11 protein-coding genes and 1 pseudogene are annotated in these 16,582 nt (G+C 68.2%); 4 read left to right on the forward strand and 8 right to left on the reverse strand.

Translation table 11 applies throughout. The annotated features are described in order from the left end of the window. Positions 1-239: 239 nt before the first annotated feature. A complete protein-coding gene (locus LUZ64_RS35330) occupies positions 240-545 on the forward strand; it encodes a WXG100 family type VII secretion target (protein WP_095581963.1) in 306 nt (101 codons plus the stop codon). 92 nt (positions 546-637) lie between these two features. Here LUZ64_RS35330 and LUZ64_RS35335 read toward each other — a convergent pair whose 3' ends face one another. Further along, on the reverse strand, positions 638-865 hold the full coding sequence (locus LUZ64_RS35335) for a DUF397 domain-containing protein (protein ID WP_095581962.1): 228 nt from the start codon (positions 863-865) through the stop codon (positions 638-640). A gap of 137 nt (positions 866-1,002) precedes the next feature. Further along, a complete protein-coding gene (locus tag LUZ64_RS35340; RefSeq protein WP_095581961.1) occupies positions 1,003-1,491 on the reverse strand; it encodes an ATP-binding protein in 489 nt (162 codons plus the stop codon). A 275-nt stretch (positions 1,492-1,766) separates the two neighbouring features. On the opposite strand from LUZ64_RS35340, the pseudogene LUZ64_RS35345 reads away from it, so the two are divergent. Both LUZ64_RS35345 and LUZ64_RS35350 read left to right on the forward strand, forming a co-directional pair. Next, positions 1,767-2,618 (forward strand): annotated as a pseudogene (locus LUZ64_RS35345) (helix-turn-helix domain-containing protein). Positions 2,619-2,629: 11 nt separating this feature from the next. Then, positions 2,630-2,824, forward strand: coding sequence for a DUF397 domain-containing protein (locus tag LUZ64_RS35350; RefSeq protein WP_095581960.1), 195 nt, complete (start codon positions 2,630-2,632; stop codon positions 2,822-2,824). Positions 2,825-2,846: 22 nt separating this feature from the next. On the opposite strand, the gene LUZ64_RS35355 is transcribed toward LUZ64_RS35350, so the two are convergent. From LUZ64_RS35355 to eccCa, 6 genes are all read right to left on the reverse strand, one after another. Next, a complete protein-coding gene (locus LUZ64_RS35355; protein ID WP_232390935.1) occupies positions 2,847-3,851 on the reverse strand; it encodes a hypothetical protein in 1,005 nt (334 codons plus the stop codon). A gap of 171 nt (positions 3,852-4,022) precedes the next feature. Continuing rightward, positions 4,023-6,191 carry a DUF6571 family protein gene (locus LUZ64_RS35360; protein ID WP_095581958.1) on the reverse strand — a complete coding sequence of 723 codons (2,169 nt, stop codon included), beginning with the start codon at positions 6,189-6,191 and terminating at the stop codon, positions 4,023-4,025. A gap of 16 nt (positions 6,192-6,207) precedes the next feature. Next, the gene (locus LUZ64_RS35365) at positions 6,208-6,741 is read right to left on the reverse strand and encodes a hypothetical protein (RefSeq protein ID WP_095581957.1); all 534 of its coding nucleotides are present in this window, start codon (positions 6,739-6,741) and stop codon (positions 6,208-6,210) included. Positions 6,742-7,110: 369 nt separating this feature from the next. After that, complete coding sequence (locus tag LUZ64_RS35370) at positions 7,111-8,244, reverse strand: hypothetical protein (protein WP_095581956.1); 1,134 nt, start codon at positions 8,242-8,244, stop codon at positions 7,111-7,113. A gap of 56 nt (positions 8,245-8,300) precedes the next feature. Next, the gene (locus LUZ64_RS35375; RefSeq protein WP_143593203.1) at positions 8,301-10,406 is read right to left on the reverse strand and encodes a hypothetical protein; all 2,106 of its coding nucleotides are present in this window, start codon (positions 10,404-10,406) and stop codon (positions 8,301-8,303) included. A gap of 402 nt (positions 10,407-10,808) precedes the next feature. Then, positions 10,809-14,759, reverse strand: coding sequence for a type VII secretion protein EccCa (gene eccCa / locus LUZ64_RS35380; protein ID WP_095578562.1), 3,951 nt, complete (start codon positions 14,757-14,759; stop codon positions 10,809-10,811). Between the two features lie 195 nt (positions 14,760-14,954). On the opposite strand from eccCa, the gene eccD reads away from it, so the two are divergent. Continuing rightward, a complete protein-coding gene (gene eccD / locus LUZ64_RS35385) occupies positions 14,955-16,394 on the forward strand; it encodes a type VII secretion integral membrane protein EccD (protein WP_095578563.1) in 1,440 nt (479 codons plus the stop codon). Positions 16,395-16,582 lie beyond the last annotated feature (188 nt).

Below are 16,582 nucleotides of genomic sequence, written 5' to 3' on the forward strand. Positions count from 1 at the left end.
TCCGCGCGATGCTCCATCACCAGCCGCACAGCCTGGCTACGAAGCGTTGAGTCAATCTTCTTGGGCATGGCGCCCATCCTCTCTGCTAGCTCACAACGGAGCGGCAGAGAAGTCGGAACGGTTCAGGATCGACAAGTACTGAGTAGGGGCCCGGACCCGGGTCCGGGCCAACGCGGTAGCCGCGGCAGAGGCGCGGCGACCGCCGATTTCCAGAAGACGACACCACAGAGGGTGGGGACATGGCAGACAACGGCGAACTTGTCGTTCATTACGGCTCGCTTTCGGAGACCGCCAAGGACATCAAGGCGGCCGCAGGCGTGATCCGGCAGGAGCTGGACGCCATGCAGAAGGCCGTCAGTGACGTCGCGCACGGCTGGGAGGGCCAGGCCCACCAGATGATGATGAACGCGAACGCGATGTTCCGGCAGCGGAGCGAGCACATCCAGAAGACGCTGGACGAGATCGCGAAGCTTGTCCTGACGGGTAGCGAGCACTACTACGCGACCGACAAGAAGGCCTCGACGCTTTTCGACATCAGCTACTGACACTGATGACGCGATAACCCTTCACGGGGGTGGGGGAGCCGGCGATCGGCCCACCCACCCCCGTTCGCGTGGGCCGAGCCCCGCGGGGCGGCTCACGTCAGGTCGAATTCGCCGTCCCGTACTCCGAGGACGAAGGCGTGCCATTCGGCCTCCGTGTAGCGCAGAACGGTGTCCGGGTCCGCGGACGACCTCATCGCCACCGCGCCACCGTCGAGGTACGCGATCTCGACGCGCTCCTCGGTCGTGGGGTCGGGCGCGCTCAGCCACTCGGCGCCCGAGATGTCCATGGCGTACAGCTCGGCCTTCTCGTGTTCGTCCATCGGTAAGGGGCCGCCTTTCACAGTGCGCGAACTTCGCCGAAGCGCGGTGCCGTCAGGTGAGTTGACGTGCGTCGCGGGCAATCCGTGAGCAGCGTACTCCGCACGGCGGGGTCGCAGACCCGGTTCGAACAAGGCCCTCAGAGCTGGGCGTAGTTCTCTCCGGCTTCCCGGGAGAACACGGCCCACATCCTGCTGCCGCCCAGCGGCGCCGCGGTCTCGTCCAGTCCGCAGATGCCGCCGCAGGCGTCGACGACGGCGTCCAGCGTGGACAGGGCCGCTCTCCGTCGCGCCCTGCACATCTCCCGTGCCCCGGCCGGGTGCGGCGGGTGCTCGTCGGACACGGCGAGGCGCAGTACGCCGTACCGCCAGCAGATGGACAGGCCGGCCTCGCGGCCGGGGGTGAACAGGCAGGCGTTCGCGAGCAGTTCGGACGCCGCGAGCACGCCCAGCTCCGCCAGGTCGGAGAGCCCGTGCTGGCACAGGACGCGCCGTACGACGGTACGGGCCGTGCCGAGGCTGTGGGCGTTGGAGGGCAGGCCGAGGGTGTAGCTCAGGTTCCCTAGGGCGGGCTCCGGCGGGCCGGGCGGCCGCGTCGGATCGGGCACGCAGGGGGTGTCGTTGCTCATGTGCGGTCACTCCAGACACAGGGTGAGGTGAAGGGGTCGTCGCACACAGGTCGGTTACCGGTGGCCTTGCCTCCCTGCGCGCAGGCGTACCCGCCGCAGGGAAGACGGGCAGGCTCGCGCGGTGCACTTCCGGTGCCTTCGCGTGTGAGCGGTGCGTCACTGAATGTAAGGGCTCAGGCGAGAGTCAGACAACCTTGTCTACAAAGACAACCCTGTCGGTGGACTCCGCCCGGTGTCACGGGGCATGCTGCGCCTAGATCACAGGGAGGGATCGCATGCCTTCGAGGAGTCACCCGACCCAGCGGCAACGACGACTGGGCATCGAGCTGCGCAAGCTGCGTGAGGCGGCCGGGATGAGCGTGGAAGAGGCCGGCGCGGTGGTGAACATCAAGGCGTACCAGGTCAGCCACCTGGAGGCCGGACGAGTAGGTGTGACGCCCAATCGACTGCGAACCTTGGCGTGCAACTACGGTTGCGCCAACGAGGACCTGGTCGAGGCTCTGGTCGCCATGGCCGACGAGCGGGACAAGGAGTGGTGGGAGGAGTACCGCGGAGCCCTCCCACCCGGCTACCTCGACATCGCTGAGCTGGAACACCATTCTCGCCGGATGAGTCTCTCCTCCAGCGTGCACATCCCTGGGCTGCTGCAGACGGAGGACCACGCCCGAGCGGTCTTCGAGGAAGCGGTGTAACCACTGCCCGCGCACGAACTGGACCTCAGGATCCAGCACCGCATGAGGCGCCAGGCGGTGCTGGATCGGAGGAAGCCGCCGCAGTTCGACGCGATCATCCACGAAGCCGCGCTGCGGATCCAGTTCGGCGGCCGAAAGGTCGCACTCGCGCAGTTGGAGCACCTTTTGGCTGCGACCGAGCGACACCACGTGCTGATCCGGGTCATCCCCTTCACCGCCAGTGGCTTCCCTGGCGCGGGACAGACCGTGTTCTATGCCTACGGGGCAGTACCTCAGCTGGACACTGTGCAGCTCGATGCCGCGCACGCCACGGTGTTCCTCACCGCCGACCTCCAGTTGGAGAACTACCGCGGCTTGTTCGCGCGGGCAGACCAGCAGTCGTTGTCGCCGGAGCGTTCCCGTGCGTTGATCCGCACCATCACCAAGGAAATCTGAGAGGGAAGAGAATGTCCGAGATCAAGTGGCAGGAACCCTATTGCGCCGGTGGCGGTAACGCCTGCCTTCAGATCGGTCACACCATCGATGGAACCCCCATACTCCGCGAGACCAGCCGCCCGGAGGACCTCCTTGTCACAACCCGGGAAGGCTTGCGCAGCCTGGTCGAGGCCGCCAAGCGCGGGGAGCTCGATCACCTGCTCTGAACGAGGCCCCCGCGGGCAGCGGTCACGGCAGCTGGAGGTTGTCGCAGCCGTGCGTCTTCGCGGACTGTTCGGCGAAAGCCTTGAGTGCCGCGCGCTCGAACTCCACGTCGGGGTTCTTGACGGTCCGCTCGCCTACTCCCCTGTGGATCGTTCCCAACCTGTAGAAGGCCCGCCCCTGCTGGGCTCCGCACTGTGCACTACCGAAACCGCGGTGGTACTTCTGCTGGAACTCCGCCGCCTTCTTCGAGGTCGGGTCGAAGTCGGTGGACTTCGCTCGCGCCATGTCGGCCAAGGGCCCATAGAGGGCTGTCAGCCGGTAGAGCGGGGTACCTTGCGCGTCGTTCAGGTAGCAGTCCTCCGCCGGGGTGGTCGGGTCGGTGGGAGCATCCGTCACGGAGACCGCTCCGACTCGTCCGGCGCCGTCTCGGAGGGCGGCCACCGGGGCGCAGATGCCTTTCGCCTTGTCGAGGGGTACAGGGTTCCGGACCGGGTCCGGTGCCACGTCATCGACGGGCCGGCCCAGCGACGCGTCACAGTCGTACTTGTCGGCCGCCGCGCTCGCGGTGCTGGTGAGTAGACGGGCGAAGCCGGCGCGGTCGTCCGCGCGCTGCTGGGAGTCGAGGCCCGGCTCGTCGCGGGGGGAGTAGAGGGTCCTGGCGCTCACCAGAAGACTTCTGTCCTTCTGATTGCGGCAGGCGAGTTCGACACTCCCTTGGAGGGAGTCGTCATGAAAGACCATCGAGCCTCGCCAACCGCCGCCCACGGGGACCGTGCCGTAGCCGGGTGTGTCCACGAACTGATGAGCGTAGTGCGCCCGCACATCCGTGGAGCCCGACACCCGGCTCACCTGGACGACTACGTTCTCGCCGCTGTCGCGGCTTTTCAGGACACACTTGGTAATGCGTCCCTCAGCCATGTTGCCGAAGATGAAGTCGAGCTCCTTCTCGGGCCTGGTGTAGATCCGTCGGCTTCCCAGTGCCGACTGCGCGTCCTGCTTGGATACCACCCCCTCGCAGGCGCTGCTCACAGAGCGATCGTCCCGCCATTCCTCATAGCCACCCGTCATGTAGAACGCGGCTCCGGCGGTCAGGAGAAGCGCGAGGATTGCGGATCCCGCGATCAGCCAACGACGGCGTTTGGGCACAGATCAGTTCCTAGTCTCTGTGGAGCGGTTCGGTTCCGGGAAAAACAACGGTGGTCAGTGGTCCCTGCCCAATGCTCCGAGGGTCATCTCACGCGAGGTGTAGTGCTGATTCTTGGAGTCTCCGACGAGATTTCTCATGAGGGACTCCTCCTGGTTGGTGTGGCCGTTCGACTTGCCCCACTCCCGTACAAGGTGGTCGACCTGCTGCTGGCCCGCGTAGAAGTCCCTCCGGCTGTCCTTGCCGGCCGCCGCGGTGGCCTCGGAGATCTGCTCCTTGGTCCATTCGTACATGGCGAAGTCGAGCATGCGGTTGAGGCCATCGGCCCCGATCTTGATGCCCTTCGGGGTGTCGGCGCCGCCGATCTGGGCCGGTACGAAGTTGAGCGCGGCCCCCGAGGTGGCGGTCACGGCGTGGCTGACGTCGCGGGCCCACTGGATGGCTGAGTCGCGTTTGTCGTAGACCACATCGGCCCGCACGCCGTCGTAAAATCCGAAAGCTCCAGCCGCGTTCCTGATGGTGAGTTCGCGGTCCTCCTCATTTTTGAAGGACGTCCGGCTCATGGTCTCGACGGAGTACTGGTGCTCGGCGTTGTACATCTCGGCGAAGGCGTTCGGGTCCTCGGCCACGCCCCGCATGATCCGGGCAAGATTCGCCTGGTGGACGGCCATGTGAACTGTTCCGTCGGCGTCCTTCCACACCTTGCCCACCGAGTTCTCTCTTGGCGCGGCTTCGTCGTAGCGGCCGCTGTTGTTGGACGCGATCTCGTGGGTGTCGCTCGTATAGTCCGTGAGCATGTGGCCCAGGGAAGCCCGCAGGTTCGCGTGGAGCTTGTCGCCCTTGCCGTCCGCGTCGAGCGCCCTGATCGTGTTCTGCATGACCCGCGCCTCGGCCTCGGTGTGGCCGCCGATCGCGTGCTTCGTACCCGGTACGTTGCCGGTCGCCGCCGCCTCCAGCGCGGCGCCGAGCCCCAGCCGGGACGCCGGGTCGTCGAAGGTGTGGATACCTGCCGGAGTGATGGCCCAGTGCTTGGGCCAGTCGCGCTCGTTGACCAGGTACTTCAGGCGGTCGTTCTTGCCGTCGGCGCCGGGGTCCAGGAACGACGTGGCGACGTCGGGCTGCTTGCCCATGATGCTCAGGAGGCCGTCGAGAGGGTCGTTGCCGACGCCCTTGTGACCGCCCGCGATCTTGTTGAAGATCCCCTCGTGCTTCTTCTCGGTGCTGATGATGTCGTCACCGAGGTCCGTGAGGAACTGCTTGCCGTATTTGTCGCCGTGCTTCATCAGCTCGACGAACGGCTGGTACCCGTACATCGGGTTGGTCTTGCTGCCGTAGTTCTTGGCGCCGGCTTCGCGCAGGTCTTTGCGCCACTTGTCGTAGAACGGCGACTTGGGGTCCCGGGTGGCCGTGGAGATGGTGGTCGCGAGTCCGTTCTGGAGCTGCTCGTAGTCCTTCTTGTGGTCGCCCTTGGCCTGGCCGCGGAGTCTGTTGGCGTAGTCGATGGCCTTGTCGGGGCCGAGGTCGTTGAGGAAGGTCTGGCTGAAGGCGAGGTCGTTCTTGTTGTCGCGCATCAGGCGCATCATTTCGGCGCGCTGCTTGTCGTCCGGGTCCTTGATGCCGGCGAGCCTGCTGGCTTCATGGGCCTCGACCTTCTCGATGTCGCCTTCGGCCTTGGCGTTGAAGCCGTTGGTGATGCCGTCGTTCGGGTCGGAGTCCTGGGTTGCCGCGGCCAGGGCCAGTTTGACGCCTTGGTCGGCGTCGTCGAATTGCTGGACGATGTCGGCGATGTGCTGTGTCCAGGAGGCTTCGGCCTTGGGGATCGCGGTCGCGGCGTCCGGGTCGTTCTTTACGCCGGGGTCGTTGCGTTTGGTCCAGGTCGCCTTGCCGTTGTCGTCGATCTTCATGTCTTCTTTGGCCGCGTCGGCGATCGCCGATTTCACCTTGGCGCGCAGTTCGACGAACTGTCCGTGGGCGTCGCGCAGCAGTGAGGCGATGGCGCGGGCCTCCGTCGCGGCCGCGGAGTACTGCTCGTACGTCCGGGTGTTGGCTATCTGCGCGAACGTACGGGCGACGCCCTGCCACTGCTCGTCGATGCCGACGTTGCGGACCTGGCTGTTGTACGTCTTCTGGACGGTCTCGAAGTCCTTGGCGGCGGCGTCCCACTGGGTGGCGGCAGTGGTCAGCAGGGCGAGGTCCGTGGTCATGACCTGGTGGTACGTGAGCATGATCCGGCCGGTTCCTTTAGTTGTAGTCCGTCAGGCGGGACGTGAAGGGCGAGTTGCCGCCCGGCTGGCCGGGGCCGGGCAGCCTGGGAGGCAGGAGCGGCGGGCCGTACAGGCCGAACTGGCCGCCGAGGCCCTTGTCGGCGCCCTGGAAGAGCGTGTTGGCGCCCGACAGACCGGCCTTCTCGCCGGCGAGACGGTTCTCCAGCGCCTTGACCGAGGCGCGCCAGCCCTTGAGGGCCTCGGTGATGCCCGCGCCCGTGGCCCAGTCCTTGAACCCCTTGGCCGCGGCTTCCGTGGTCTCGTCCATGACCTTGCCGGCCTTCTGGGTGTCGGGCTGAACGGGCTGCTCCAGCGCCGAGATGGCCGCCCTCTTCTTCGGGGAGGAGGAGGCGAGGCCGGGGCCGCCCTGATTCCCGCCGACCGGGCCGAGCGGCCCGGCCGGCCCGGTGCCGTTGAGGCGCGTGTGGGAGTCCGTCGCTCCTGCCCGGCCCTCCTGGAGCCGTGCCACGGACTCGGCTCGCAGTTCGTCCCACTCGTTGTCGAATGCCATGTTTTCCCGTTCCCCCCGGACCGCAAGTCCCGTGTGCACCCTGTGACATCAGGTCATTCGTGTGTTCGAAACTAACAAGGGGGGTGCGCCTGGCGCACCCCCCTTATGAGATGTTCGTCGAAGCCCTAAGCGTCGACGCCACCCGAGCCCCGTGCGGTTCCTGGGGCTCGCTTGAGCCTACGACTCCTCGCCTCCCGCAGGCGACGCCCTCGCTTCGGAGGACCCGGGCACTCCAGTCCCAGTGGCCGTGGCCGGTCGGCGCCTGGCGGGAGGCGTCGGCCGATGGCCCGCGCCCGGCTGCCCACCGGGTCTCGGCCTGGCCAGGGCGAACGCGGTCACCAAGCCGGCCGTGGCCAAGACTTCCGTGATTCACGGAAGCTCCGTTCCCGAACATCCATGCCGTTCCGCCGAGTCCTTGACGAACGCGGCCAGGAGCTCGCGCTGCAGGCCCGGGTCGGCCGGCGCGGCTGCCTTGTCGGAGTTCTCCACGATGCCGCTGGTGAAACGCGCTGTTCCGAAGAAGTTTCGGCACTGGGAACTTGCCCACGCGTACCCCGACTTCTGCTCGATGCCGGCAGGGCCCGGATTCGGCCAGGCGCGGGTGCTGAGAAGGTCGCGAGCGTACGGGCCGTAGTACGCGGAGAGCCGGTAGACAGCATTTCCGTCCGCGTCCAACAGGTAGCAGTCCTCGACGAGTGAATTACCTTCGGGGGTGTCGAGGGACTTGCGGACCTTTCGTTGAGAAAGCGCGGCGGTGAGTGAAGTCATGGAACGACAGCTACCGGAAGCCTGAGCAAGGCTCGGCAAGTCACGCGCCATTTTGGCCGGGGGAGTGACGGAGTCCACCGATCGGCCCAGGGGCGCATCACAATCCCACTTCGCGGCCGCTTTTTGCGCCGTCCGGGTCGCGACCTTTGCCAGGGAACCGAACCCCTGAGAGATCGAGGAGTTCTCACTGAATTTTCCGCGGTATGACCTGGCGGTCACCAGGAGATTTTTATTCAAGCCTTTGCATTCCAGCAGTACGCTGGCATTACCTGCGGACCCGGACCGGGTCATGGAGCCTGTCCAGCCGTGCCCGATAGGTGTGGCTGCCCCGTTTTCTCCGGCGAACTCGATCCGGCCGAGAGCGGAAAGCGGCATACTGACCTGGTCACTCCAGCCTATGCCGAACTGAGTGGTCCCGTCCCGGCCTTCCCGTGCCTCGACGGTACAGCCGTCCAGCCATCCGCTGCCAACCTCGAACATTCGCTCATCGGTGCCGCGCAGGTCGTTCGACATCAGCGACTCGAGTTCATCCCGCGGCAAGATTCCCTGACAGGCTCGGGCGAGTGACTTCTTGTCCTGCCAGTGGGAGTACCCACCCAGCCAGAGATAGGCGCCGGTGCCGGTCAAGAGGACCATCAGAGCGATGGAGACGATGAGCGCGATGCGACGGCCTTTCCTCGCGATCGGAGCGGAGGTGTTTCCCGGCTCCGAGCCCTCGGTGACTTCTTTGAGCATGCTGGAGTGTCGCTTCCTGGTGTCTGCGGCTACTGCGCGGCATCCGGTGTCAAATTTTATCGAAGAAGGTTTTTCGTGTAGGCGGACCCCCGGGTGGCGCCGATCATGACATCACCCTTCATTCCTTCGATGATGTCCTTCCCCGGTCCCTCCGCTGATACGTGGTGTTTCTGAGCCCATTGGTCGATCATTGTGCGCATCTGCTTGTTGGTATCGAGATAATTATCGGAAATCTTGATATTCGCTTCGGTGTCAGCCGCGCCCTTCATGTTGTTCGCCCATTCCCAGGTCCAGTAGTCCACACCGCGTTGCAGTGCGTCGCCGATCGGGAATTTACCGGCGCCGACAGTCACCGGAGTGACGGCGCCACCCAAAATGTGGTACGCCATCTTGGACTTCCAGTCGGCGCCGGAATAGTCGGATGCCCGCTTGTCGTTGATGACATCGTCGCGTATCGCGCTGTAGGCGCCGAGAACGGCGCCGGCTTTGTCCAGCGGGTTCTTCCGCTCGTAACCCTGGGCGTCGGCGGGCAGCTTGTCCATTTCATTGGAAATGTGATCGGAAGCCGCTCGATGCAAAGTCGCATAGGCTTCCGGATCCTCCGAGAGGCCTCTCATGGTGCGCCGCAGCGCGTCCTGGTCAACAGACATATTGACTCTGCCGTTCGATTCCCACGGCCCGTCGTGGTCCGGATATGCGGTGTTCCCGCTCAGAATCTCGTGGGTGTCCGCCCCGTATTCGGCGAGTGCGTTGGCGAGCGGGCGTCGGAGGTTGGCGGGAGCGGCGCTGCTCGACCCCGGATCGGCCAAGACGATCGTGTCGTGCATGACTCGTGTCTGTGCCGCGGTGTGCCGAGCCTCCGGGTCGGGACGCGCGCCGTCGGCAAGCGGCGGGTGGCCTGTGGCCGCCGCTTCCAGCGCGGCGCCGAGACCGACCTGTGTGGCCGGATCGCTCAGATCGTGCACCCCGGCCGGCCCGATCGTCGTCAGCTTCGGCCAGCTGCGGTCCTTGAGCAGGTACTTCAAGTGGTCGTTCTTACCGTCGGCGCCGGGATCGAGGAACGACGTGGCGACGTCGGGTTGTTTACTCATGATGCTCAGCAGGCCGTCGAGGGGGTCGTTCCCCACGTCCTTGTGGCCGGAGATCTTGTTCCAGATTCCCGGGTGCTTCTTCTCGGTGCCGATGATGTCGTTGCCGAGATCGTCGAGGAATCCCTTCCCGTACCCGCCACCGTGTTTCATCGTTTCCAGGAAGGCCTGGTAGCCGTACAACGGGCTGGTGTTACTGCCGTAGTTCTTCTCTCCGGCCTTGCGCAGACCCTGGTGCCACGTGTCGTAGAAGGACGATTTGGTGTCCTTGGTGGCGCTGGCGATGTTCGCCGCGAGCCCGCTCTGCAGCTGCTCGTAATCCTGCTTCTTGTCGCCCTTGGCCAGGCCGCGCAGCCTGTTGGCGTAGTCGATCGTCTTGTCGGGTCCGAGGCCGGCGAGGAAGCTCTGGCTGAACTCCGCCTTGTTCTTGTTGTCGCGCTCCAGGCGTTGCATCTCGGCCAGCTGCTTGTCGTCCCAGTGGTCCAGGCGGGCCAACTCGGCCTGGCGCCGGCCCTCGACGACCTCGATGTCGCCCTCGGCCTTCGCGTTGAACCCGTGGTCGATGCCGTCGTTCGGGTCCGAGTCCTTCGTAGCCGCCGCCAGGGCCAGCTTGACGCCCTGGTCGGCGTCGTCGAACTGCTGGACGATATCGGCGATGTGCTGCGTCCAGGACGCTTCGGCCTTCGGGATCGAGGTCGCGGCATCAGGGTCGTTCTTGACGCCGGGGTCGTCGCGCTTGGTCCAGGTCGCCTTGCCGTTGTCGTCGATCTTCATGTGTTCTTTGGCCGCGTCGGCGATCGCGGACTTCAGCTTGTTGCGCAGTTCGACGAACTGCCCGTGCGCGTCCCGCAGCAATGACGCGATCGCCCGGGCCTCCGTCGCGGCCGCGGAGTACTGCTCGTACGTCCGGGTGTTGGCTATCTGCGCGAACGTACGGGCGACGCCCTGCCACTGCTCGTCGATGCCGACGTTACGGACCTGGCTGTTGTACGTCTTCTGAACGGTCTCCAGATCCTTGGCGGCCGCGTCCCACTGTGTGGCGGCAGTGGTCAGCAGGCTGAGGTCCGTGGTCATGACCTGGTGGTACGTGAGCATGGTGCGGTCGGCTCTCTACGCGCGGGTGGACGGGGAGGGAGTGAAGCCAGGGGCACCGCCCCCTGGCCCCGCACGCCCCGCAGGTCCCCGCCTACCCAGGGGCCCTGCCCCCACGCCCGTAGCCGTCGTCTCCGTGGCCGGCGCTCCCGCACTCGCCCCCGCGCGGCCCGCCCCCGCCTCCCACTCGCCCCGCACAACCCCGAACGCCACGATTCCCCCCGGAATTCGTTCAGATCCACCCCGACACGCACGCACCAGGGCATTCGTACGTTCGAACCTAACAAAGAGGGGGTGCGCCAGGCGCACCCCCTCTTCGGATCTTGTCGATCCCCTTACTGCCGACCGCAGCCGCAGCCGCAGCCGCAGCCGCAGCAGAAGCCGCTACTGCTCCTCCGGCACCCACCCCACCTGCATCAGCGGCGTCCCCCGCTTCCGGGACACGAAGTAACCACGCCCCGGCGGCATCGGGCGCGGGCGGACGCCGCCCAGGACGTCGCCCTCGCCCGGGTCGCCCGAGAGGACGATGCCCTGGGCGCCCAGCTCCCGTACGCGCTGCATGAACTGCTCGAACATCGAGCGGGACGCGCCGGCCGAGCTGCGCGCGATGATGAAGCGGACGCCCACGTCACGGGCGAACGGCAGGTTCTCGGTCAGCACCGCGAGCGGGTTCCCGCTGCTGGTCGAGACGAGCTCGTAGTCGTCGACGATGACGAAGAAGCGCGGGCCCGACCACCAGCTGCGGTCGCGCAGCTGCTGCGGGGTGATGTCCGGCTGCGGAGCGCGCCGCTCCATCAGCCCGTTGAGCGCGTTGGCGTGCACCGTAAGGGCCGAGGTGATCGGCGCGTACTCCAGCAGGTGCGTGTCGGGGATGACGTCGAGGAGCGTACGGCGGTAGTCGCCGACCACGATCTTCGCCTCGTCCGGGCCGTAGCGCTCGGTGATCTGCTTGGCGAGCAGCCGCAGCACCGCCGTCTTGCCGGACTCGCTCTCACCGAAGACCAGGAAGAACGGATCGGTCTCGAAGTCGACGAAGACCGGCTCCAGATTGGTCTCGTCGATACCGATGGCCACGCCGTGCTGCGGGTACTCGAAGCCCTTGGGGAGCTCCTCGGCGCGCAGCTTGCGGGGGAGGAGCCGGACGCCCGGGGCACCGGGGCCGGACCACGCCTCGCCGACCGCGCGGACCATCGCGGCCGTCGCGTCCGTGAGCGTCTCGGGGTCGTTGTCGGCGTCGATACGCGGCTGCGCCGCCATGAAGTGGAGCTTCTCCGGCAGCTGACCGCGGCCGGGCACACCGGCCGGGACGTTCGCGGCGACCTTACGGTCGAACTCCGAGTCCATCGTGTCGCCGAGCCGCAGCTCCAGCCGGTTGAGCAGCTGGTCCTTGAGCGAGGCGCGGACCTCCATGTTGCGCGAGGCGGTCACTACGATGTGGATGCCGTAGCCCAGGCCGCGGCCCGCGATGTCGGCGACGACCCCCTCCAGCATCTCGTATTCCTGCCGGAAGTTGGCCCAGCCGTCGACGATCAGGAAGACGTCGCCCCACGGCTGGTCGGAGATTTCCCCCGACGCCCGCAGCCGCCGGTACGTGCCGATCGAGTCGACGCCGTGCGCCCGGAAGTACTCCTCGCGACGGGCCAGGATGCCCGCCACCTCGGCGACCGTACGGCGGACCCGCTCGGGGTCCAGGCGCGAGGCCACACCGCTCACGTGCGGCAGGTCGGCGATCGCGCTCATACCGCCGCCACCGAAGTCCAGACCGTAGAACTGCACCTCGGCCGGAGTGTGCGTCAGGGCGAACGCCGAGACCAGCGTCCGCATCAGCGTCGACTTGCCGGACTGCGGGCCACCGACGACGAGCATGTTGCCCGCCGCGCCCGAGAAGTCCCGGTACAGGACGTCACGCCGCTGTTCGAAGGGCTTGTCCACGAGTCCGATCGGCACCGAAAGACGCCCCGCGCGCGGCAGGTCCGGAGCCGTCAGACCGCGGCCCTCCACCGCCGACAGCGGCGGCAGCAGCTCGTCCAGTGACGACGAACGGTCCAGCGGCGGCAGCCACACCTGGTGGGCCGGCGGACCCTGGCCCTCGACCCGGCGCACGATCACGTCCAGCACCGTGTCGGCCAGCCCGTCGTCACCCGCCCGCGGCTCGTCCGGCACCGGCGCCGGCGCGGTGTACGTCACCGGCACGGGGTCGGCCGTGAACAGCACCGGACGCCGCTCGATCGGCAGCGGGCCGCCGCCGGACCCCGCGCTCGCGCCCGTACGGTACGTGCCCGAGACATACGCGGCCTTGAAGCGCGTCATCTCGTCCGTACCGAACTTCAGATAACCCGAACCCGGCACCGACGGCAGGTGGTACGCGTCCGGCACGCCCAGCGCCGTACGCGACTCGGCCGCCGAGAACGTCCGCAGACCGATCCGGTACGACAGATACGTCTCCAGGCCACGCAGCCGGCCCTCCTCCAGGCGCTGCGAGGCCAGCAGCAGGTGCACACCCAGCGAACGGCCGATGCGACCGATCTGGATGAACATGTCGATGAAGTCCGGCTTGGCCGTCAACAGCTCGCTGAATTCGTCGATCACCAGGACGAGTGAAGCCAGCGGCTCCAGCGCGGCCCCGGCGGCCCGCGCCTTCTCGTAGTCGTGGATGTTGGCGTAGTTGCCCGCCGCGCGCAGCAGCTCCTGCCGGCGCTGGAGCTCACCCGTGATCGAGTCGCGCATGCGGTCGACGAGCGTCAGGTCGTCCGCGAGGTTGGTGATGACAGCCGCGACGTGCGGCAGCCCCGACATCCCGGCGAAGGTCGCGCCACCCTTGAAGTCCGCCAGGACGAAGTTCAGGTTCTCCGACGAATGCGTGACCGCGAGCCCCAGGACGAGCGTCCGCAGCAGCTCCGACTTTCCGGAACCGGTCGCGCCCACGCACAGACCGTGCGGGCCCATACCGTCCTGCGCCGCCTCCTTCAGGTCCAGCATCACGGGCGCGCCGTCCTCGCTGACGCCGATCGGCACCCGCAGCCGCTCCGCCGCCGACCGCGGCCGCCACGTACGCGCCACATCCACCGACCCCGCGTCACCCAGGCCCAGCAGATCCGTGAAGTCCAGATTCGCCAGCAGCGGCTCGTCGCCGTCGCCACCGCCCACCCGCAGCGGCGCCAGCTGCCGCGCCAGCGCCTCCGCCGCCTCCATGGGAAGCGTGTCCGGCACCCCTTCATACGTCGCGACCTGCGACATCAGCCGGAGCGACCCCGGCTCCACGACCACCGAGAGGCCGCCGCGCAGCTCACCCAGGTCGCCCGGCACGACCTCCACGATCGTGACGCCCTGAAGGCCCTCGGGCGCCGCGAACGCCGAGTCCGCCGGCACCGCGCCACCGTCCAGCACGACCACCACATGCGGCTGGTCGAGCAACGGCTGCCCCTCACGGCTGAACCGCGTACGCCCCTCCAGCCGCGGCCGCAGCAGGTCCTCCAGCTCGCCGAGGTCGTCACCGATCAGCCGCCGCGCGCCGGCCCCGTCCACCGCACCCGGAACCTGCACATGCGGAAGCCACTTCGCCCACTCCCAGTACGAGGCCGCGCCCCGCGCCGAGACCACCGCGACGACCAGGTCCTCCGGCGAATGCAGCGTCACCAGCTGCGCCACCAGCGCCCGCGCCGTCCCGTGCACCGTCTCCGGCTCACCCGACAGCGTCACGTGGTAGAAGGCCCGCAGCGACAGCGCCACCGGCATCCCGTCCAGCGAACCGTGCGTCGCCAGGAACTGCTGCATCGCCCCCGTCGTCAGCGGCTCCAGATCGTCTATCGGAGCCGTCTCCGGAGCCACCAGCGGCGTCGAGAGCTGCTGTGTGCCCAGCCCGACCCGCACCTGCGCGAAGTCGTCGTCGCTCGCCCGCCGCTCCCACAGCCGCGTCCCCTCCGCCACCACCGACCACAGCTGATCGGGGGAGGGGTGCAGATAGAACTGCGCGTCCCGCTGCGCCTTCGCCGTGCGCCGCACCGTCCGGCGCGTCTGCGCCAAGTACTTGAGGTAGTCACGGCGCATGTCCGCCGTCTGCCCCTGCGAGCCCTGACGGTGCCGCACCACCATCGCGATGGTCATGCCGAGCGTCGAGCACATCATCATGACGCCCATGATCTTCATCATCGGGGCGGCGCCCGGCATGAAGAAATAGACCATCGACGAGGCCATGCCCAGCGTCGGCAACAGCTGCATCAGCACACTGTCCTGAGCGCCCCTCGGCAGCTCCGGCGGCGCCTCCAGGCGGATCTCCGCGCCGGGCACCTCCGGCGGCAGTGCCCTCGGTGGACGACTGACCACGATCTGGCTCACCGGATGCCTCAACCCCTCCGCACGGCAAGGACAATTCCGCGCGGCACCGCCCGGCGCCCCTACGGCGACGGCCTCCCCTGCGCGGAACGGTGATCCTATCGACGTACGCGCCGGCCCTCCCGATAGGGTGGCCGCCGCGCGCAAGCATGAGCGATCACCAGAGTGATCGTCGGAGCGAACCAAGGGGCCCGATAGGTGAGTACGTCCGCTGCGACCGGCTTCTGCAGAGTGACCGTGGTCGCGCCCGACAGCCGGATAGACGTCGCCCTCCCGGACGACATCGCCGTCGCCGACGTGTATCCGGAGATCCTGCGCCTGACCGGGCAGACCCAGCCCGTCGGCGCGCCCACCGGCTACCACCTCGTACGCCGCGACGGCACCGTCCTCGACAGCGCCCGCTCGCTCGCCGCGCAGCGGATCCTCGACGGCGACCTGCTCTCGCTCCGGCCCTTCGCGGAGTCGCTGCCGCCCGCCGTGCACGACGACGTCACCGACGCCGTCGCCGCCGCGGTCACCCGCGACCGCACCCTGTGGAACGACCGGCTCCTGCGGGCCTGGGGCCTGGCCGGGGGAGCGCTGCTGCTCGCCCTCATGGGCTTCGCCCTCTGGTTCGCCGACCCCGCGCGGCACGACACGCACGGCGTGCCCGGCGCCGTCGCCGCCGCCGTCGGCGTCCTCCTGACCGCCCTCGCGGGCGTACGGGCCCGGGTCTACGCAGACCGCGCCTCCGCCGTCGCCCTGGGCCTCGCCGCCCTCCCGCACCTGATGATCGCCGGCTCCGGGGTGCTCGGCCCGGCGGCCGGCGAGGGCGCCGGACGGCTCCAGTTCCTGCTGGGCTGCGCCGCCGTCCTGGTCGCCTCCGCCGCGCTCGTCGCCGTCATGCCCGCCGGCGACGCGCCGTTCGTCGCCGCCCTCACCACCGCGGCCACCGGTACCTTCGCCGCCTTCTGCGTGATCCTCACCGACTCCCGCCCGGCCGACGCGGCGGCCGTCTGCGCCGTCGTCGCCATCGGCGCCATCGCCTTCCTGCCCGGCCTGTCCGCCCGGGTGGCCCGCCTCCCCATCGGCTACGCCGCCCCGCGCGGCGCCGGCTCCGACGACCTCGCCGACCGCGGCCAGACGCCCGAGCCCGTGGACGCCGAGCGCATCGCCGCCCAGGTCCGCCGCGGCCACGAACTGCTCCTCGGCCTCGTCGGCGGCTGCGCGGCCGTCGTCGTCGGCTCCACCGCCGTCCTCGCCTTCACCTCCGCGGGCGGCCCCTGGCCCCGCCTGCTCGCCCTGGCCGCCGGCCTGGCGATGCTGCTGCGCGCCCGCCTCTTCCGCTACACCGCGCAGGTCGCCGCCGTCCTCGGCGCGGGCCTGGCCGCCCTCGCCCTCCTCGTCCTCGGGCTCGCCCTCCAGCCGCCCGCCGGAGCCGACGGCTCCCTCGACGTCCGCACCCTCTGGGTCGCCGCCGCCGTCACCCTCGGTGGCGCCCTGCTCACCACCGTCGCCCTCGTCGTCCCCGAGAAGGGCCTGTCACCCTTTTGGGGGCGTGTCTCCGATCTCGCCGAGAGCACGCTCCTCCTCGCGCTCGTACCCCTGTGCCTCGCGGTCCTGGGCCTCTACTCCGCCGCCCGGGGCCTGGCCGGCTAGACCTGCGGCGGGGCCGCTGGGCGGGGCTGGTACTGTGTGTAACGGCCGTTTGTGTACGCGCCTCCGGAAAGCCCTCACCGGCCTCTGGGGACAGCGCCCAGCGGACCCCGCCTCCCGAGTAACGGAAGCTCCCCTGAGACCAAGACCAGGGGCACTCGGTGGCTGAAGAAGAATTTCGAGGAGTACGC

Source organism: Streptomyces albireticuli (assembly GCF_021228125.1).
Lineage (GTDB): Bacteria > Actinomycetota > Actinomycetes > Streptomycetales > Streptomycetaceae > Streptomyces > Streptomyces albireticuli.